This window comes from Acinetobacter pittii ANC 4050 (assembly GCF_000399685.1).
Lineage (GTDB): Bacteria > Pseudomonadota > Gammaproteobacteria > Pseudomonadales > Moraxellaceae > Acinetobacter > Acinetobacter pittii_E.
The window spans coordinates 2,811,346-2,831,175 of the sequence record NZ_KB976987.1; the positions used below are offsets into that span (position 1 = coordinate 2,811,346).

At 40.6% G+C, this 19,830-nt stretch carries 18 protein-coding genes; 10 read left to right on the top strand and 8 right to left on the bottom strand.

What is annotated here, in order from left to right; genetic code table 11:
* The first annotated feature begins 41 nt into the window (after positions 1-41).
* The 3 genes from dsbC to thrC all read left to right on the top strand — a co-directional run bounded on the left by dsbC (position 42) and on the right by thrC (position 3,594).
* Positions 42-854: a DsbC family protein gene (dsbC, locus tag F931_RS16975; RefSeq protein WP_016142447.1), complete on the top strand. Its 813-nt coding sequence runs from the start codon at positions 42-44 to the stop codon at positions 852-854.
* A 244-nt stretch (positions 855-1,098) separates the two neighbouring features.
* A complete protein-coding gene (gene hom, locus F931_RS16980; RefSeq protein WP_016142448.1) occupies positions 1,099-2,400 on the top strand; it encodes a homoserine dehydrogenase in 1,302 nt (433 codons plus the stop codon).
* A gap of 54 nt (positions 2,401-2,454) precedes the next feature.
* Positions 2,455-3,594, top strand: a complete 1,140-nt coding sequence (gene thrC / locus F931_RS16985; protein ID WP_016142449.1) for a threonine synthase — start codon at positions 2,455-2,457, stop codon at positions 3,592-3,594.
* Positions 3,595-3,700: 106 nt separating this feature from the next.
* Here thrC and pbpG read toward each other — a convergent pair whose 3' ends face one another.
* A complete protein-coding gene (gene pbpG, locus F931_RS16990; RefSeq protein ID WP_155237659.1) occupies positions 3,701-4,747 on the bottom strand; it encodes a D-alanyl-D-alanine endopeptidase PBP7/8 in 1,047 nt (348 codons plus the stop codon).
* Between the two features lie 212 nt (positions 4,748-4,959).
* Here pbpG and gacA point away from each other — a divergent pair, with 212 nt between their 5' ends.
* The 3 genes from gacA to pilR are packed head-to-tail and all read left to right on the top strand — an operon-like array spanning position 4,960 to position 8,614.
* Complete coding sequence (gene gacA / locus F931_RS16995) at positions 4,960-5,595, top strand: response regulator transcription factor GacA (RefSeq protein WP_002121174.1); 636 nt, start codon at positions 4,960-4,962, stop codon at positions 5,593-5,595.
* A gap of 10 nt (positions 5,596-5,605) precedes the next feature.
* Positions 5,606-7,174 carry a sensor histidine kinase gene (pilS, locus tag F931_RS17000; protein WP_016142451.1) on the top strand — a complete coding sequence of 523 codons (1,569 nt, stop codon included), beginning with the start codon at positions 5,606-5,608 and terminating at the stop codon, positions 7,172-7,174.
* A 24-nt stretch (positions 7,175-7,198) separates the two neighbouring features.
* A complete protein-coding gene (gene pilR / locus F931_RS17005; RefSeq protein ID WP_016142452.1) occupies positions 7,199-8,614 on the top strand; it encodes a sigma-54-dependent transcriptional regulator in 1,416 nt (471 codons plus the stop codon).
* Between the two features lie 3 nt (positions 8,615-8,617).
* Here pilR and ctpA read toward each other — a convergent pair whose 3' ends face one another.
* The 4 genes from ctpA to lptF all read right to left on the bottom strand — a co-directional run bounded on the left by ctpA (position 8,618) and on the right by lptF (position 13,662).
* On the bottom strand, positions 8,618-9,802 hold the full coding sequence (gene ctpA / locus F931_RS17010) for a S41 family peptidase (protein WP_016142453.1): 1,185 nt from the start codon (positions 9,800-9,802) through the stop codon (positions 8,618-8,620).
* 15 nt (positions 9,803-9,817) lie between these two features.
* Positions 9,818-11,365 (bottom strand): 2,3-bisphosphoglycerate-independent phosphoglycerate mutase, encoded by a 1,548-nt coding sequence (gene gpmI, locus F931_RS17015; RefSeq protein ID WP_016142454.1) that lies wholly within the window; start codon positions 11,363-11,365, stop codon positions 9,818-9,820.
* A gap of 126 nt (positions 11,366-11,491) precedes the next feature.
* On the bottom strand, positions 11,492-12,562 hold the full coding sequence (gene lptG / locus F931_RS17020; protein WP_016142455.1) for an LPS export ABC transporter permease LptG: 1,071 nt from the start codon (positions 12,560-12,562) through the stop codon (positions 11,492-11,494).
* Positions 12,562-13,662 carry an LPS export ABC transporter permease LptF gene (gene lptF, locus F931_RS17025; protein WP_002121169.1) on the bottom strand — a complete coding sequence of 367 codons (1,101 nt, stop codon included), beginning with the start codon at positions 13,660-13,662 and terminating at the stop codon, positions 12,562-12,564. Before lptF ends, lptG begins: the two co-directional genes overlap by 1 nt.
* Before the next feature lie 143 nt (positions 13,663-13,805).
* On the opposite strand from lptF, the gene pepA reads away from it, so the two are divergent.
* The 4 genes from pepA (at position 13,806) to F931_RS17045 (ending at position 16,682) form a co-directional block, all read left to right on the top strand.
* Complete coding sequence (gene pepA, locus F931_RS17030) at positions 13,806-15,254, top strand: leucyl aminopeptidase (protein WP_016142456.1); 1,449 nt, start codon at positions 13,806-13,808, stop codon at positions 15,252-15,254.
* On the top strand, positions 15,247-15,654 hold the full coding sequence (gene holC, locus F931_RS17035; RefSeq protein WP_016142457.1) for a DNA polymerase III subunit chi: 408 nt from the start codon (positions 15,247-15,249) through the stop codon (positions 15,652-15,654). Before pepA ends, holC begins: the two co-directional genes overlap by 8 nt.
* 38 nt (positions 15,655-15,692) lie before the next feature.
* Entirely contained in the window at positions 15,693-16,331 is a 639-nt protein-coding gene (locus F931_RS17040) for a cell division protein BlhA (RefSeq protein ID WP_016142458.1), read from the top strand.
* 132 nt (positions 16,332-16,463) lie between these two features.
* Positions 16,464-16,682: a hypothetical protein gene (locus tag F931_RS17045; protein WP_016142459.1), complete on the top strand. Its 219-nt coding sequence runs from the start codon at positions 16,464-16,466 to the stop codon at positions 16,680-16,682.
* 58 nt (positions 16,683-16,740) lie between these two features.
* On the opposite strand, the gene ribC is transcribed toward F931_RS17045, so the two are convergent.
* Genes ribC through ribD form a run of 3 tightly spaced genes read right to left on the bottom strand, consistent with a single transcriptional unit; the run spans position 16,741 to position 19,818 of the window.
* Positions 16,741-17,400 (bottom strand): riboflavin synthase, encoded by a 660-nt coding sequence (gene ribC, locus F931_RS17050; protein WP_016142460.1) that lies wholly within the window; start codon positions 17,398-17,400, stop codon positions 16,741-16,743.
* 43 nt (positions 17,401-17,443) lie between these two features.
* Positions 17,444-18,736, bottom strand: a complete 1,293-nt coding sequence (locus tag F931_RS17055) for a DNA adenine methylase (protein WP_002121221.1) — start codon at positions 18,734-18,736, stop codon at positions 17,444-17,446.
* On the bottom strand, positions 18,733-19,818 hold the full coding sequence (gene ribD, locus F931_RS17060; protein WP_016142461.1) for a bifunctional diaminohydroxyphosphoribosylaminopyrimidine deaminase/5-amino-6-(5-phosphoribosylamino)uracil reductase RibD: 1,086 nt from the start codon (positions 19,816-19,818) through the stop codon (positions 18,733-18,735). Before ribD ends, F931_RS17055 begins: the two co-directional genes overlap by 4 nt.
* Between the last annotated feature and the right edge of the window lie 12 nt (positions 19,819-19,830).

The window sequence follows — 19,830 nt, forward strand, 5'->3', positions numbered from 1 at the left end:
GCAGCTTCTGACTATAAATACTGATGAAATAAGGGTTATCTATGTCTTTTACCCGATCTCAACTTTTTCTTGCCTGTGCGTTGGCTTCTAGCCTGTTATTCAGTGCTTGTTCTAAAGAAAACAAACCACAAAAAGAAGATGCGCTCACTGCGACCGCACCTGCTACAGGGGAAGCTTCAACCATTATTGAACGCAATGCGAAACAGCGTTTAATTGAGACTTTGCAAAAACAATTTAAGAATGCAAACATCAACGTCAAAATTTTAGATATCAAGCCAACTGAAGTTCCTAATCTATATTGGGTAAATCTCGAAGGCATGACATCGGTTTATACAACGAGTGATGGAAAATATTTAGTTCAAGGTGATGTGATTCGTTTAGGCGGTAAAGAACTTCACAATATTGGTGATAGCCTCCAAGCATCGGAAAATAAAAAGCACCTGGCGGCTTTAAAAAATGAAGATTTGATTGTCTACCCTGCAAAAGGTAAGGCGAAACATGTAATTTATGTGTTTACCGATGCAAGTTGCCCTTATTGCCATAAGCTACATGAGCATATACCTGAAATTAATGAGAAAGGCATTGAGGTTCGGTACATTGCTTGGCCACGTGGCGAACAGTTTATGCCGACCATGGAAGCAGTATGGTGTAGTACAGACCGTAAAGCTGCCTTCAACCAAGCCGTACAAGGCATTGCTATTCCGCCTGCACAATGTAAAAACCCTGTTCGAGAACAATATCAACTTGGTTTAAACATGGGTGTAAATGGAACACCGGCAATTTACAATGTGGATGGTGAGTACCTAGGTGGCTACCTAACACCGGATGAATTAATTAAACGTCTGGATAAATAACACCCTTTAAGTTGATGAATGATTAATCATCTACCTCTTAAGAAAAGCGCTGCCATTATTGCAGCGCTTTGTTTTTTAAATAATTAATGTTTAATCGACCTCTGTTTAAAGACTGATCTACTCTTCTTTTCCAAACATCGCAATCTAATTCATTGAACAAGCACTAAAAGCGCTAGAGTCTGGCGTTTTTTTTAGCTATGATCTAGCTTCAACTAAATGATTAAATGATGATATGGAGTGTGACGTGAAACCAGTTCGCCTGGCAATACTCGGTTTAGGAACCGTAGGTGGAGGAGCCCTTAAACTACTACAAGAAAATGCCGCTGAAATTAAACGTCGCACCGGTCGAGAAATTCAAATTACCCACGTTGGAACACGCCGCCCTCGTCCAGATCTCGAACTGGAAGGGATTAAACAAAGTGCTGATTTACTTGACATCGTTCGTCAACCAGACGTTGATGTAGTTGTAGAAGTTATGGGTGGGATCCACCCTGCTTACGAAATTATCATGGAAGCGATCAAACACGGCAAACAAGTCGTGACTGCCAATAAAGCTTTACTCGCTGAACATGGCAATGAATTATTTAAAGCTGCCGAAGACAATGCTGTACAAATTGCTTATGAAGCAGCGGTTGCTGGCGGTATTCCAATTATTAAAGTGATCCGCGAAGGCCTTGCTGCAAACCATATCGAATGGTTGGCTGGCATTATTAATGGTACAGGTAACTTTATTCTGACTGAAATGCGTGAGAAAGGTCGTGCATTTGATGATGTATTAAAAGAAGCTCAAGAACTCGGGTATGCAGAAGCAGACCCAACTTTTGACGTTGAAGGTATTGATGCTGCGCATAAACTTACCATTTTAGCGTCTTGTGCGTTTGGTATTCCTCTTCAGTTTGATAAGGTTTATACCGAAGGTATCAGCAAAATCACTGCCCAAGATGTGAAATATGCCGAAGATCTTGGTTTCCGCATTAAACATCTTGGTATTGCACGTCGTGCTGAAAAAGGTATTGAGTTACGTGTTCACCCAACACTTATTCCAGATGAACAACTTATTGCGAATGTAAACGGCGTTAAAAATGCTGTTTTAGTTCAAGCCAATGCCGTAGGTCCAACACTCTATTACGGCGCGGGTGCAGGTGCAGGTCCAACAGCTTCTGCGGTTGTTGCCGACGTTATTGATATTGTTCGTGATATCTCTTATACCGAAGATGGTGCAGGAACAATTCCTCAGTTGGCTTTTGAAGCATTAACAAACGTGCCAATTTTAAGCCGTGAAGAAATGACTACAGGTTATTACATCCGCTTAAATGCAGAAGACCAAACTGGCGTACTTGCAGATGTGACGACCATCTTAAGTCGCGCTGGAATTAGTATTGATGCGATCATGCAACAATCTCGTTTAAAAGACCTTATTCCAATCGTGATTCTGACCGATCCAATCGTTGAATCTAAAATGGATGATGCTCTTGCACAAATCCAAGCATTACCTGCAATTCGTGGCGAAATCGTAAGAATTCGTTTAGAATCGCTCGATAGTTAATCAGGTTGAGGGAAAGATTCCCTCTCCCGCTTCACCTCTAATTGGAACACCATCATGTCTAATGCCAATCGTTATACTGGTCTTGTAGATCGTTATCGTGACCGTTTGCCAGTTTCGGCAACTACTCGTGCTATCTCTTTGGGTGAAGGCAACACCCCACTCATTAAACTTGAGAATATTCCACGTATTATTGGCAAAGATGTTGAAATTTATGTGAAATATGAGGGTTTAAACCCAACTGGTTCATTTAAAGACCGTGGTATGACCATGGCTGTAACCAAAGCGGTTGAAGAAGGCTCTAAAGCGATTATCTGTGCCTCTACTGGTAACACTTCTGCTGCTGCTGCTGCCTATGCTGCACGTGCAGGTATCAAAGCATTTGTTTTGATTCCAGAAGGCAAAATTGCGATGGGTAAAATGGCGCAAGCGATGATGTATGGTGCGATCACTATGCAAATTCGTGGCAACTTCGATGATGGTATGCGTCTTGTAAAAGAAGTCGCTGACCAAGCGCCTGTAACGATTGTAAACTCAATCAACCCTTACCGTTTGCAAGGTCAAAAAACCATTGCTTATGAAATCGTTGAAGCTCTAGGCCGTGCACCTGATTATCACTGCTTACCTGTAGGTAACGCAGGCAACATTACAGCTCATTGGATGGGTTATACCGAAGCAGTAGCAAACCAACCTGCTGATCAGTTTGAACAAGTTGTTTACGATGCTTCTACTGATCAATTCACTGGTCCAAAACCTGAAGGTTTACCAACAATGGTAGGTTATCAAGCTTCTGGTGCTGCTCCATTCTTACGTGGTGCTCCAGTTGAAAGCCCTGAAACTGTTGCAACTGCAATCCGTATTGGTAACCCACAAAGCTGGAACCATGCAAAAGCTGTAGTACGTGACTCTAAGGGCTGGTTTGATGAACTTCAAGACAGCGAAATTTTAGAAGCTCAACGCTTACTTTCTATGTATGAAGGCGTATTTGTTGAGCCTGCATCTGCGGCTTCTATTGGTGGTGCGATTCGCGATATTAAAGCGGGTAAGATCGCCGAAGGTTCTGTCATTGTATGTACAGTAACAGGTAATGGCTTAAAAGACCCTGATACTGCAATCAAACAATGTGCTGATGCAGTTATGTTGTCAATTGATGCAACAATGGATCAAGTAAAAGATTCGATTTTATCTAATATGTAAGATCTGATTTTTCAAAAACGGCTGTTCAACACAGCCGTTTTTTTATGTCTTTTTTATAGCCATAAAAAAACGCTTCTTGATAGAAGCGTTTTCTTGAATATTTAAATTAAATACGTTTTGGTAAATTGCTCAACCAGCCAAGCAAGTTAGTTGCATCGTTATTACGTGCCTGTGTACTTGGTTCACCCAGTAATACAATCACTGCCGGACGTGAATTTACAGTGGTATGCATCACAACACAGCGACCTGCTTCATTAATATAACCAGTTTTAGACAAGTTAATATTCCAACCACCATTACGCACTAGCGCATTAGTATTGTTAGATTTCAACACGCGATAACCTAAGTTAAAGTCATAAGTCGGTGTTGTTGAGAATTGACGGATCAAACCATATTGAGAAGCTGTACTTGCCAAAATCCCTAAGTCACGCGCAGAAGACACATTACGCGGATCTAAACCAGTTGACTCATAGTAATGAGTTGCGTTCATGCCTAAAGCACGTGCTTTAGAGTTCATTGCAGCTACGAATGCTGGACGACCACCCGGATAAGTACGTGCTAAAGCTGCCGCTGCTGGGTTTTCAGATTTCATTAGAGCAAATAGAAGAACTTCTGCACGGTTCATCTTGTCGCCAACACGGAGTGTTGAACTTGAGTTTTTACCGTTTGCACCAGCAAAATCAATTTGCTCAAGTGTAATTTCTTCAGACATGTTTAAACGAGCATCTGCCGTTACAACTGCTGTCATCAATTTAGTAATAGACGCAATTGGCACTGAAGCATTCGTATTTTTACTGTAGAGCACTTCACCAGTTTGCGCATCCATCACAAGCGCAGCTCGAGCACTTACACTCGGCTGGGCATTGTAACCAGTCGTATCACGGATTGGAGCAATCTTCGGTGCAGATGCTACAATTTTCGGTGCACTACCACCACGCAATGTTGTGGTTACCGATGTTGAACCTTGCGGCGTTGGTTCATCATCTTCATCATTTAAAAATTGGCTAGCGTCAGCTGAAGACCAATTTAAGCTTGCAGTACCACTACTCCCTGAGGACGGGTTATTGACGAGTTCTGCAAAGCTTGTTGAACTCAAACCAAGCAAAATAGACATGCTTAGCACATGCATTAAAGACTTTTTAGAATTTTTCACGGCACAATACTCGACTCAGGGTGATACACATTTGCGCTTACTATAATTATGCCTTACATTTGAGGTATAAGGTATAACGCTTTTACCGACACAATTGTGCACAACTATTCGCTCACTATATAAGAATAGGATTGCTAATTTTGTCATTCCATTGCAAGCTAATTTTGCTTTATGTAACAAAAAACTTGTTTTTTGAAAGAAAGGAGGTCTTCTTGATTACAGTTTTAGTTGTGGATGACCATGAACTTGTACGTACGGGCATTTGCCGTATGTTAGAAGATCATGCCGATGTAGAGGTCATTGGACAAGCCGAATCGGGTGAAGAAGCAATTGCTATTGTTCGTCAGAAACATCCTCAAGTTGTGCTACTTGATGTCAATATGCCTGGCATCGGGGGCGTAGAAACAACTCGCCGTTTACTGCAAACTGCACCAGATACAAAAGTGATTGCAGTCAGTGGTTTAGCAGAAGAACCTTACCCTTCTCTTTTGCTTAAAGCAGGAGCTAAAGGCTACATCACCAAAGGTGCTCCAATTACAGAAATGGTTCGCGCAATTAATAAAGTGATGCAAGGTGGCAAATACTTTAGTGCCGATATTGCTGAGCAGTTAGCGAGCTCATATTTATCCGATACTCAGCAATCACCTTTCGATTCTCTCTCTGAACGAGAAATGCAAGTTGCAATGATGGTTGTAAATTGTATTAGCGCTCAAGAAATTGCTGACAAACTTTTTGTAAGTGTTAAAACAGTAAATACTTACCGTTACCGTATTTTTGAAAAGCTAGCCATTGATAGTGATGTTAAATTAACTCACCTTGCGATTCGTTACGGTCTGATCAAACCTTAATCAGACATACATGCAATTTCCCATAAACTCATCCTTGTCCCATACGATTTTTCGTTTGGGCACGTGGTATGGTTTATATCGCCTTATTATTGCGGTTAGCCTGAATATTATTTTGGTTTTAACCGATGCTCAAATCGACACTAGTCTACAACAACCCGCTTTATATTCTTACACACTACTCGGCTATTCAATCTTAAGCCTTCTTCAACTTTTATGCTTTAAGTTTGTTGCTACTCAGGCAACACGCCAGCTTGTTTTATTTTTTATAGTTGATGTTATTTGCCTGAGTTTACTTACATTTTCTGTAGGTGAACCAAATTTACAACTCAGCTTGCTCTATGTTATTGCCATATTTACCTCAGCAATTTTACTTAGCGCAAGAATGTCTTTGCTCATTACATTACTTGCGGTTATTGCTGTTATTTACCAACGCTTTGTAGGCAGTTTATTTGACTACAATAATTTAAATACGATTGGTAATAGCGCTTTATTGGCTTTCTTGTTTTTCGTAGTACACGGCATCGGGCAAATTGCGGTCCAGCGCTTTAAGTTACTTGAGGCGCTGACTTTCCATCAATCAATAGAACTCTATCAACTACAAAATATTAACCGCTATATTTTGGAACAAATTGAAGAAGGTTATTTAGTTCTAGATGAAAACTACGACATCGTTTTAAGTAACCCAGCAGCATGTTCACTTTTAGGGATTCCACCTCAATTTGCCAGTGAAAAATACCCCCTAGCTAAATGGCATGCTGACTTATTTGAAATTCTTAAATTTGATAACCTAAAAGAAGGTGATCGATTTATTTTTGAATCTCGGCTTTCGGCCTACTCTATTAATATTAAAGTGCAGCATCTTTTAGTACCGCAACAAGCATTGACGCTACTTATCTTGCAAGATGCACAGCAAATTAATCAGCAAGCTCAACAACTCAAACTTGCCGCTTTAGGGCAACTCTCAGCAAGTATTGCACATGAAATCCGCAATCCTCTTGCAGCAATTGTGCAAGCAAATGAACTACTTAAAGATAGTAATGTTGAACAGCAAAATACTTTACGCAATATGATTGGCAAGCAAACCAAACGCATCGATAATATTGTTCAAGATACGTTAGGACTTGCCCGTGGTGAAAGAACCTACCCAATCCAGATTGAATTAAACGACTTCATAAAAACATTATTAGATGAAGATTTATCTGATGTTAAACATACCATCCAGCTTAAAATTTCTGACTCATCCTTAAAACTCTTATTTGATGAAAAACAGCTCAGACAAGTGCTGATTAATCTTGTTAGAAATGCTTTACGACATAATGCACCCGACTCACCGCATATCTTGATCAATATTCATTCACAAACAAATAAAATTTATATTGATGTGATCGATTACGGTGAAGGGGTTTCAAAACGTGATATATCTCAACTATTTAAACCATTTTTTAGTACCGAAATTAATGGAACTGGTTTAGGATTATATTTGTCTCATAGTTTTTGTGAGGCAAACCATGCAAAGCTCACTTATATAGAGCAAAAACAAGGGGCATGTTTCCGAATAGCATGCCCAATAATATATTGATTTTTTTATTAGGTTTTTGGGGAAATGGCAGAACAGCAACCACTCGTTTTGCTTGTAGACGATGAAGAAGATTTGTGCCTTTTAATGCAAATGACTCTTGCACGAATGGGGATTAAGACACATCTTGCTTATCGGGTTGAACAGGCCAAACAACTCTTTACTCAGTTTCATTACGATGCGTGCTTGACCGATTTAAATCTACCCGACGGTAGTGGATTAGAATTGGTTAAACACGTTTCTCAAACTTACCCGCACACACCCATCGCAGTTTTAACTGCATACGGCAATATGGATATTGCAATTGCTGCATTAAAAGCGGGAGCTTTTGATTTTGTTAGTAAACCGATTAACCAAATTCATTTAGATCAGCTATTAAAAAAAGCGCTTAACCAGCCAAAACCAGAGCATGAATTTAGTGAAACAACTTTAGAGAATGACCTACTTATCGGGCGTTCACCCCCTATACAAAACTTACGGATAGCTATTAAAAAAATAGCTCGCTCCCAAGCTCCTGTGTTTGTTACAGGTGAGTCCGGTACAGGTAAAGAAGTGGTTGCTAATCTGATTCACCGTTTAAGCAACCGTAGCGAAGGGCCATTTATTGCCATTAACTGCGGAGCAATTCCAACTGAGCTCATGGAAAGTGAACTTTTCGGGCATAAAAAAGGTAGTTTTACTGGCGCGACTCAAGACAAACAAGGTCTGATTTTATCGGCACACGGCGGCAGTTTATTTTTAGATGAAATTGCCGAATTGCCGTTAACTATGCAGGTTAAATTGCTGCGGGCTGTGCAAGAGAAAAAGATACGTCCTGTAGGTTCCGATCAGGAAATTGATGTTGATTTTCGAGTGATTAGCGCCAGCCATCAAGACTTAGATTTATTGGTTCAACAAGGTAAATTCCGGCAGGACTTATTCTTCCGTATCCATGTTATGGATATTATGTTGCCGCCATTACGTGAACGTGGTGGAGACATTCTGCTCTTGGCCACTCATTTTATTCAAAAGGTTTGTACGGAATGGGAAATTCCAAGCAAACAATTAACGGCAAGTGCTGAAACCTACTTATTGCAGCAAGACTTCCCGGGTAATGTTCGTGAATTAAGAAATATGATTGAACGAGCTATTACTTTAAGTGATGATGAGTGCATTGATTTGACACACTTAGCACCTCCTCTTAGAGGCAGTAGTGTGAGTCCGCAAATCGTAATGCAACAACTAGATCAAACACCAACTGTTCAGACGACTCATCCAAAATTTCCAATAGAAGGTTTAGAACGTTATTTAGAAAATATCGAAAAAGATATTTTATTGAATGCGCTAAACATGACGCATTGGAATCGGACTTTAGCAGCTAAAAAGTTAGGAATGACATTCCGTTCTTTGCGCTACCGACTCAAAAAGTTTGGCTTAGATACCGAAATGGGAGAGGAAGTATAAAAATTACTTCCTCTTTAAGAATAAATCTGCAACGCGTTCTAAATATACATCTTCTTTCATTTCTGCGGGCAATGGATAGGTCTGGTTAGGCTGAATACCCTGCCCTTCAATCATATTGCCATTGGGTGTGTAGTAGTGTGAGACGGTCATCTGTAGAGCTGCTCCACTTGGTAAAGGAAATAGCTTTTGCACTACACCTTTTCCATAACTTTTTTCACCCATCACCCAAGCACGCTGGTGTTCTTTCATGGCCGCAGTAAAAACTTCTGCTGCCGATGCAGAGCGGTGATTAATTAATATACCTAGTTTTATATTCTGAAATTCATTGCCAGGTAGAGCCTGAAATTGCTGGTTACCTTCCGAACGACTTTTGGTTGAAACAATAATTCCGTTATTTAAAAATAAATCTGCCGACTCAACTGCTGCCGATAACAACCCACCCGGATTGTTTCGCAAATCGATTAAAACAGCCTTTAAACGTGGAGAGTTATTTTCTTCAATTAATCTTTTAATTTCATTAGCAGTGTCTTGCTGGAATACTCTAATTTTGAGTACGAGCACCTGATTATGTAACATTACAGGTTCTATATCGGTTTCTATTTTTTTATTACGGACTAAGTTAATGTTTCCATTTAACTCTTCTGCTTGTACTTGAAGTGTACTTCCAATAGAGCCATAAAGCAGACCGAGCACCTGATCTTGGTTTAAATTTTTTAAATCTTGGTTATCAATCTTGAGAATCGTCTGACCATTTCTCAAACCTAATTTATAGGAATCTGAGCCTGTTTTAAGATCACGAATTATCCATTTACGAACATGAGATTCAGGACTTAATGCAAAATCAACTGATGCAAGATCACCTTCAGTGTATTGAATCAATTGACGATATTCTTCTGCCGACAAATAACGCGAGTAACGATCTAGCCCACTTACCAGCCCTTTTATGGCTTGTTGAAATAAGGCGTCATCGGACTTCACGTCGACATAGTTATCTCGAACGATTCCATAGATTTGTACAAACTGTTGAATCGACTCAATCGGCACCTCTGCATAGCTATGCTCTGGCTCTTCCGAGTCAGAGTGCAAAGGTGACAATTTTTCTTTTACAACTGGCGCTGCAAAAGCAAATTGGCTGCAACACAGCAACATACTTACAATAAGTTTTTTATATTTAATGTGTTGCAGCATCCAATCACCTTTAACTTATGCAGATAGTGTAATCAGATTACGCCCTTGCATTTCGGCAGGAACAGGAATCTGCATTAAATTGAGAATTGTTGGTGCTACATCTGCAAGCACACCACCTTCTGCAATTGTTGCTTGTGTTGGGCCAACATAGATAAATGGCACAAGTTCGGTTGTATGTTGAGTATGCACTTGCCCACTTTCGTAATCTTGCATTTGTTCAACGTTACCATGGTCAGCAGTAATGAGCATATGGCCTTTTTTCGCCATAACTGCTTCATAGACACGACCTAAACAAATATCTACCGCTTCAACTGCTTTAACCGCAGCGTCGAACACACCTGTATGACCAACCATGTCACCATTTGCATAGTTCACAACTAATAAGTCGTATTCACCCGAATTAATCGCTTTAACCAACTCATCAGTGACTTCGTAAGCACTCATTTCAGGCTTAAGGTCATATGTCGCAACGTTTGGAGATGGAATTAAAATACGTTTTTCACCTGGATATTCATCTTCACGGCCACCACTAAAGAAGAATGTTACATGCGCATACTTTTCAGTTTCGGCAATACGTAACTGGGTTTTACCTAAAGAAGATAAATATTCGCCCAATGAATTTTTAAGGGCTTCTGGCATATATGCAACTGGTGCATCAATGCTTGCCTGATAACGCGTTAACATCACAAATTTAGAAAGGTTTGGTACAACTTTACGTTCAAAACCAGCAAAGTCTTTTTCTACAAATGCGCGAGTAATTTCACGAGCTCGGTCAGCACGGAAATTCATAAATACAACGCTATCACCGTCTTGAACTTTAGCGATATCACCAATACGAGTCGCTTTTACAAACTCATCATTTTCATTGGCTGCATAAGCTAACTCTAACCCTTCAACTGCGGTTTGTGCAGTACGAAGTGCTTCACCTTCAGTTAATAAGCGATAAGCTTGCTCAACGCGATCCCAACGGTTGTCACGGTCCATTGCAAAGTAGCGACCAATCATGGTTGCAATACGGCCCTGGCCTGGATATTGAGCAAATAACGCATCTAATTTTTCTAAAGATGGTTGAGCACTGCGTGGAGGTGTATCACGACCATCTAGAAAAGCGTGTAAGTAAACTTTTGCACCGCGTTTTAATGCAAGTTCACACATCGCCACAATATGATCTTCATGGGAATGGACGCCACCTTCTGAAAGTAGTCCCATAATATGGACAGCGCCACCAGCAGCTTTGGCTTTTTCAACAGCATCGATCAAAACTTCATGTTTAAAGAAGTCGCCAGTACGGATATCTTTAGTAATGCGGGTAAAGTCTTGATATAACACACGGCCAGCGCCAAGATTCATATGGCCGACTTCAGAGTTCCCCATTTGGCCATCAGGTAATCCAACATCTTCACCTGAACCAGAAATTAGACTATTCGGATGCTTGGCTTTCATTGCCGCCAAATTTGGTGTTTTTGCTGCAAGAAAAGCATTATCTTCAATCGCTTCACGGTGTCCAACACCATCCATAATGACCAGAACGTGAGGGATCTTGCCAGCAGTTGCATCCGTCATAATCAATTTCTCTTTTGTCTAGAATTTCGTCACAATATCTTACCGAATTTTCGGTCAAGACTCTATTTATTCCTATGGCTTTCACCAATACCCGTGATTGATGAAAACCATAAATCTCAATTATTACTAGCGAGCGCGGTAAAGCAAATAACTTCCGGCACCAAACATTAATAAGATAGGTACAAGTACGAACCATGCTGGAGATGGAGAATAAACCAAGCTCGCATAGCCCAAGAAGTCCTGCAAATAATAGAAACTCAAACCAATAAACAACGCGATCACCAAACGGAAACCCATCGATTGTTGGCGTAATGGTCCAAAAATAAAAGAACACGCTACGAGTACTAATGCGATGAGTGAAAATGGCGAAGCAACTTTTTGCCAGAAAGCCAATTGGTAAGTTTTTGGCACCTGACTATATTCATCCATATAACGCATAAAGCTAATCAGTTGGCTTGGTGATAAATCTTCAGGATCTAAAGTCACCATGTGCACATATTTAGGCTGTAATGCTAACGAAAGCGATTGCTCTTCATGATCAGTTTTGATGGCATTTCCTGCCGCCAAAATGTCCATTTGTTCAGCTTTTTTCAAAGCCCATTGACCATTTTTAATAAACTGTCCTTGCTGAGCATTAATTAATGATTGCAAGTAATAGTTCTGGTCAAAGTCGACCACTTGAATATCTCTTAAATTACCCTGAGAGTTAGCATAGTCGATATAGATAAATCGCTGCCCTTCACGTGACCAATAACCTTTAACTTCACCTAAAGCAGCTACAGAGCGATGGCTTTTAACACTTTGTGCTTTTTCATTGGTATAAGGAATAACCCATTCACTCAAAGCAAATGACAAAATAATAAGCAGTAAAGCTGAGCGCATCACCCAACCGACAATACGCCACAAACTAATGCCCACTGAACGCATGACGATGAGTTCACTACTCGTTGCCAATGAACCCAGACCAATCACGGCACCAATTAAGGCAGAAATAGGTAAAATTTCATATAGATAACGAGGAGCGCCCCACAAGACATAGACGAGAGCTTGCCATGCGTTATAGCCTGGTTTGAGCTCACCCAACTCGCCAAGATACGTAAATAAGACTTGTAGAATGGACAAAACAACTGTGGTGCCAAACATCGCAAGCGCAGTGGTTTTCGTCACATATTTGGCGACTATTCGACGTGCTAACATTATAATTTCACTCGCTTGATCTGTTTCTTGATTTTTGGTCCCAACTTCTGCTTACGTGAGAATAAGGCAGCTGCAACGCCGTAAACAACTAATACGGCAGGATAAGCCCAAATATCGAGTTCTTCTTTACTGATACGAGTCTTGATTGCAATCATTAATACGATCAGACTGGAAAAAATAAAAATCGCCGGAATAAGACGGTAATAACGGCCTTGTCGTGGGCTCACCTCAGACAATGCCACTGATAGCATTAACGCAATAACAATGGTAAATGGCCCAAATAAACGCCATCCCAACTCACTTCTGATGACTGGATCATTCGTTTTTGAAAACAGTTTTGTTGTTGATAGTGCTTCTACATCGCCACTCTCAAACTTAACATCTTTGTCATTTTCTAAACGTAGACGATAAGACTGAAACTCTGCTTGTGTATATTTTGGTTGTCCCGGGAATATTTCATAGCGACGACCTTGTACCAGATCGACGACATTGGCAGTGTCATTTGCAACTTCTACACGAGTCGCTTCTTTTGCCAAAATCATGACATCTGGCTTATCTTCTTTAGCAGCGCGCTGATAAAAGAAAATGTCCTTCAAATTCTTTCGATCTTCTGACAATGAACCTGCATAGATCGTATATGGCCCAGAAGAAATAAATTCTCTTGGTCGAACCAAATCGAAACCTGTCCGAACAGCTTGTGTGGTTGTTAGCTTTTCAAATTCACGTAATCCCCACGGCGTCATCCAGAGCATAAGCACAGACTGAAACACCATATAAACAAGTGTCATTGGAATGAGTAATCGCGCTAATTGATGACGACTTACACCACTACCATTTAATACAGCCATTTCATGGTCAACATATAAACGACCAAACACCAACATTAAACCAATGAAAAAACCCAGTGGTAAAATGAGTGTAAGAAACTCAGGTAATCGATATCCAATGATGCTAAACAAGATACTGGCATCTAAACGCCCCTGCGCCGCCACACCAAAGTATTTGATCAGACGACCACCCATCATGATTAAGGTCAATAAGGAAATGACCACCAATGAGGTAGAGACAACTTGCTTGACGAGATAACGCCGAATAATCAAAGTAATACTTCCAAAAGGCTAATCGGGACGAGTGCTAGTTTACCCGAATGTTAAAAATATAAAACCGCACATTGCAACGCTATGCTTGAAAGTGTTTCAATGTTTTAATCCATCATAACTTTCTATAGGCAATCACGGCAGCCATGAAATTTACAACTTATACAACTTTTCCCGAACAGACATCTAATGAATCTTTGTGGGTTTTAGTTGATTCAGAACAGCTACAAAGCAATATCAACACATATCAAATCAATAACCTAGAAAGCGTTCTTACTGCCACCCAATTTAAAGGCAACTTCAACGAAACTCTGCCTTTATTTGGTCAGGTTTCAAATCAACCTCATAGCCAATTACTTGGCTTAGGAAAAACAGCTGAACTTCAGGCAGTTAAGCTCGCTAAACTTGCCCAAACTATTATCAAATCGACACAAAATAAATTTAAGCATATCGCAATTGATATTGCTGCGTTACCTGTCGAATACCATTATTTATTCGCTTTAAGCTTAACTCAAGCAGCTTATGGTTATGATGAGTTTAAATCGAAAAAAAATGAATTTGTGTTACAACAGGTTGATTTAATTAGTTCAACGACTAGCCTTGATGAAAAGCAACTATCTTTAGTGCATGCAGTACAGTCTGGTCAGTCGTATGCACGAGACCTTGGAAACCGTCCAGGTAACATTTGTTTCCCTGAATATTTGGCAGAACAAGCATTAACTTTAGCTGCAGAATTCCCTGACTTACTCAAAGTAACTGTGTTAAATGAGCAACAAATGGCTGATTTAGGCATGTATGCTTTTCTTGCAGTCAGCAAAGGATCTGAACGTCCGGGCCGTATTGTAACTCTCGAATACCAAGCTGGAATCGACCAAGCTCCTGTTGTACTTGTTGGTAAAGGCGTTACTTTTGATACAGGCGGCATTTCATTAAAACCGGGCCTTGGCATGGATGAAATGAAGTTCGATATGTGTGGTGCAGCTTCTGTACTGGGTACTATTCGTGCCCTATGCGAAGCAAAACTTCCGATTCATGTCGTTGGAGCGATTGCAGCCGCAGAAAACATGCCTTCTGGCAAGGCAACTCGTCCGGGCGATATCGTGACAACCATGAGCGGTCAAACTGTTGAAATCTTAAATACCGATGCTGAAGGCCGTTTGGTACTGTGTGACACATTGACCTATATCAAACGCTTCAATCCAGCAGTTGTGGTCGATATTGCGACCTTAACAGGTGCATGTGTAGTCGCTTTAGGTAAAGTGCTCAGTGGTTTGTTCTCACCAGATGATGCTTTAGCAGCTGAACTCCAACAAGCGGGTGAGCAATCATTTGACCGTGTATGGCGTATGCCAGTTATTGAAGATTATCAAGAATTACTTGATTCGCCATTTGCGGATATTGCGAACATTGGCGGTCCATACGGCGGCGCAATTACGGCAGCATGTTTCCTTGAACGCTTTACACGTGAATATCGCTGGGCTCATTTAGATGTAGCAGGAACAGCATGGTTATCTGGCCCAGCTAAAGGTGCAACAGGGCGTCCAGTACCATTGCTCATGCAATTTTTAGCGAATCGTGTAAATACGAATGGCTAAAGTTAGTTTTTATCTGTTTGAAACCAGTGAAGAACGGCAAGTCGATAGTGCTTGCCGTTTATGCCGAAAGATTTTACAGAAGCATTCTAAAATCTGGTGGTATTGCCGAGATGTGCAGCTACAACAGACTCTTGATGAAAGATTATGGGATTTTGACCCTGTCAGCTTTATTACACATGGGGTTGATCAAGCTGAGGCTGCTGTATGTATTTCGGCTAAACAACCACTTGAACAAGGCTGGTTAGTATTTAATTTTAACAATCATACACTTGAACAAGTTGAGCATTTTAGCCACATTATAGAAATTGTTGAAAATAATGAAACAGCCAAGCAAATTGGGCGAGAAAAATTTAAAATGTATCGCCGTTTGGGTATAGAACCGCGGACCTTTAAATTATAACGCGCTAAAATGTAAATACTGTTAAACAAAGGAGAAGCATGGTGGCATTAAATGTCGGGCAAGATTTTAAAAAAAGATGGTTAAATGCGCCTGAAGCTGTCCGTCATGCCTATCAACAAGATCTGGCACGTATATGCGATTTATTAGAACCTCAAACTCCGATTCAGCTTTGGGTTTTAAATGATGAAAAAGCACAGCTAGAATCACAGCAAAAAATTGAAAAAGCTTACGCGGACCTCAGGGCAGAGCTAATTGAGCAAGCACGTATTCGTCGTCAGCTTGCTTTAGAGAAAGCACTTGCTGATAAACGAGCGTTAGAAGCGGCCTATGCGGCTGAATTGCAAGCCGATGAAGTTCGTAAATTTAGTGAACAGACTGAAGCACTTCAAGCCATCCGCAGCCAGTTAGAACAAGAAGTCGCAGAGCAAACTGCGCGTTATCAGAAAAACCCTGAAACGCCAGCAGTCAATTACTCTTCTGGCGTAAAACTTAGTATTACCGATGATCAAATCTTATCTGAGCTTGAAAGTTTACGCATTCGTTTAGAACTTGAAGCTGAGAGCTTAATTGAACAGTCTGTAACGGCTTTCCGAGCCAAGCTAAATTCAGCAGCTCAAGAAGAAATTGAATACATTTTAAAAAATTCTAAGTTTTCTGATGAAAAAATAGAAAAATGAAGTTTTAAAAGCCTCCTCTGTCATAAAAATGACACTTATATGTCACAAAATAGACATAAATATTATTCTTATAGATCAATTGATTATATGAATAAAAAGTAGTGTTTTTAAGCTAATTAATGAGGGTAAGAAATGGACATTCTGCATCAGATTTCAAAGCAAGTTGATCAGCTTAATCAGGGTGAACAATGGACATTTTCAGCACAAGAATTTTATATGAGTCATAACGACTTTAATTCTTTATCTATCTTACTTACACGAGAGTCTGAAAAAGGTAAGTTTACGATTACTCGTACCCAACATCATAAAACTTGGGTGGGTACAGATTCGGTCACGCTAACCAAGCATTAATGTTTCAAAAATAAAAAACCGGAACAAGTGTCCGGTTTTTACTTTAATGAGCTAGCTTTTATTTTAAAAAGCCATTCTCAGCTAAAAAAGCCATACTAATATTTGACTCGTTTTTTTGCTCAGCAGCTTTATCGCCCAGCAATAAACGCTCGATATAACGTGCTAAAACATCAACTTCAAGATTGACCTTACTGCCTACTTGCCACGTTCCAATATTGGTACGCTCCGCAGTGTGTGGAATCAAATTCAAGCTTAAAATATTTCCACGTAAATGGTTAATTGTTAAGCTAATTCCATCAACAGTTACAGAACCTTTTTCCGCTAAATATTTAGCAAGTTCTGTCGGCGCTGTCACTTCATAATAGATTGAGCGAGCATCTTCACGCACTACAGTAATTTCACCTACGCCATCAACGTGACCACTTACAATATGCCCGCCAAAGCGCGTTGTCGGTAACATTGCCTTTTCAACATTGACACGTTGCCCAACTTTCCAGTTACCCAAAGTCGTACGGTTTAAACTTTCACGAGAAACATCAGCTGCGTACCAGTTGTCACCCCACTCAATCACTGTGAGACAAATACCGTTGGTTGCAATTGAGTCACCCAAATGTACATCTGACATATCCAGATCAGTCTGAATACGTAAACGTACATCGCCACCTACACTTTGCAGGCTTTCAACTTTTCCTAAACTTTCAATGATGCCTGTAAACATGGCTCAATCTCCAAATCTTTTTACACTGCTTAAGTTGCAGCGCTTACCAAAGTGCGAGCTGTGTACTATTACCTGAGGTATCTACACCACCTAGCTCGGCGAAGTGGTAAAGCTGGCCTAATAACTGACGTAATGGTGGTCCTGACTTGGCATGAGTATCAGTAATCACAATAAACTCAAGCACGCGTGCACGTTCAGACTGTCGTTGTTTACTCACTCGATAACGCGGAACATCTTGTGTCAACAAGGTGACTTTGCCCCGCTCTAGATTAGCCATAAGCAAATCTTTCGGCTCGATATTACCATCAGTTGAATAGCTGGTCAGAATATAGCGCGCATTGATGGTTGAAAGTAATTTCTCATATGCATCTTTTGCATGTTTAGACGAGTTATATGGACTTGGACGCTCTTTACGCCAAGCTCTATCAATACCACTCTTATAACCTTTGGTATCCGGTGAAGGTAAATCAACCTGATCCCATAAAGTTAATGCATTTAAAACATGGTAATTACTACTATATGCGTGTTGGTTATATGGTGGATCAAGATAAGCAACATCGACTTCAAAACCACTCATTTGATTTGCTAGATGTTGTGAATCTACACACCACATTTCAGCAGCCGGACGTTTACGGTCACCAATCTCACAAAAACGGCTTGGTGTTAACCAAAGTAATGACTCAATTCGTTCTAGCGCAGTTTGAGTACGTCCGCCCCACCCTTGGTGGAAACTTTTAAATACGCCACTCGTATTACTGACAAAACTGGCTGAATAGAGCAATGGTGCAAGCAAAGCACTCATCTCTACATCATTAATTGCACCTTGTGCCTGCCATGTTGCAATCTGCTGACGAATTGCATCGATACGCATACCATTACGACGTTTAAAGAATAAACGGTCACGAGTTGGATCGTATACATCATCGTTACGTGGACAAAGGTTATGCGTTACCCAACCTTTAACTTCAGGTAAGCGATTTAAATAATCGATTGCCTTTTGATAGCCGCCCAGTTCTTTAAAAGCAGGCGCATCTACACAGGCTAAAATCGCATGATTTAAAGCATGGCTGTAAGGTTCCCAGTCATTCGCAATCACACGGTAACCATTTTGACGGGCTAAACGAGATACAACGCCACTGCCGGCAAAGAAATCGGCAAAAATCGGTGGATTCTTTTTCTTACTATTCAGCGTCCCTGTAATTTCAAGGGCTTCTAAAATTAGATGGAGCAATCGGCGCTTGTTACCCAAGTACGGCACAAGCTGATGGAAAAGATATTCGTCTGTCGTACGGGCTGCATGACGACGTTTGTGATAAACCGAAGGCTCTGAATTCATACTTTCTCTTGCGTAGGGATTAACCTTAAGCGTATATCTTGATCAATTTGTGTCACATCAAGAAGTGTAAAACGAAGTTGCTGTGCCATATATTCAAACTCTGCATTGAACATGGCCCTTGCACTTTTCCCCAATAATGTCGGGGCAATATAACTAATCAATTCGTCCACCAAACCTTCTTGCAAAAAGGCAGTAGACAATGTTGCACCAGCTTCAACCAACACATCATAAATTTGATGTTGCTTAGATAGGGTCTGTAACAGCATTTTTAAAGGCTGAATTTCTAATTGTATCACGCCTAAATCAGCAAGTTCTTGACGATACGGCCCCATCACCATCACAGTTTCAGGATTCTCTAAGATTTTAGCGTTAAGTGACAAACGTCCTTGGCGATCTAAAACAACACGTTTTGGCTGAGCAACCGTCTCGATATCAAAATTACGGAGTGAACGCACGTTAAGCTGACAATCATCTGCAATCACAGTTTCAATACCTGTAATCACTGCTCCAGAAATCGCACGCCAATGTTGTACATCTTGACGGGCAGCAGCACCGGTAATCCACTTCGACTCACCTGACGCCATTGCAGTACGGCCATCTAAACTTGAAGCGACTTTTAAACGTACATAAGGCATGCCTGTAGACATTGCTTTTAAAAAGCCTTGATTAAGTTTTGATGCTAAATCTTCACAAATGCCAACTTCTACTTCAATTCCGGCATTTTTTAAAATCTGAACGCCCTTCCCTGCAACCAGTGGATTTGGATCAGGACAAGCGACCACTACTTTTTTAACTTGGGCTTTCACCAATGCTTCGGCACAAGGAGGAGTTCTGCCATAGTGCGCACACGGTTCAAGCGTAACGTAAGCCGTTGCGCCTTGCGCATGTTCACCCGCCTCGCGTAAGGCAAAAACCTCAGCGTGTGGTTGACCTGCTTTAGGATGAAAACCTTCACCAATTAACTGATCATCTTTGACAATGACACACCCAACATTTGGATTAGGCTTGGTCGAATATAGTCCTCGTTTGGCAAGTTCAATGGCTTGCTGCATCCAATACTGATCTTGTTTCAACTCAGACATAAAAATCTCAAA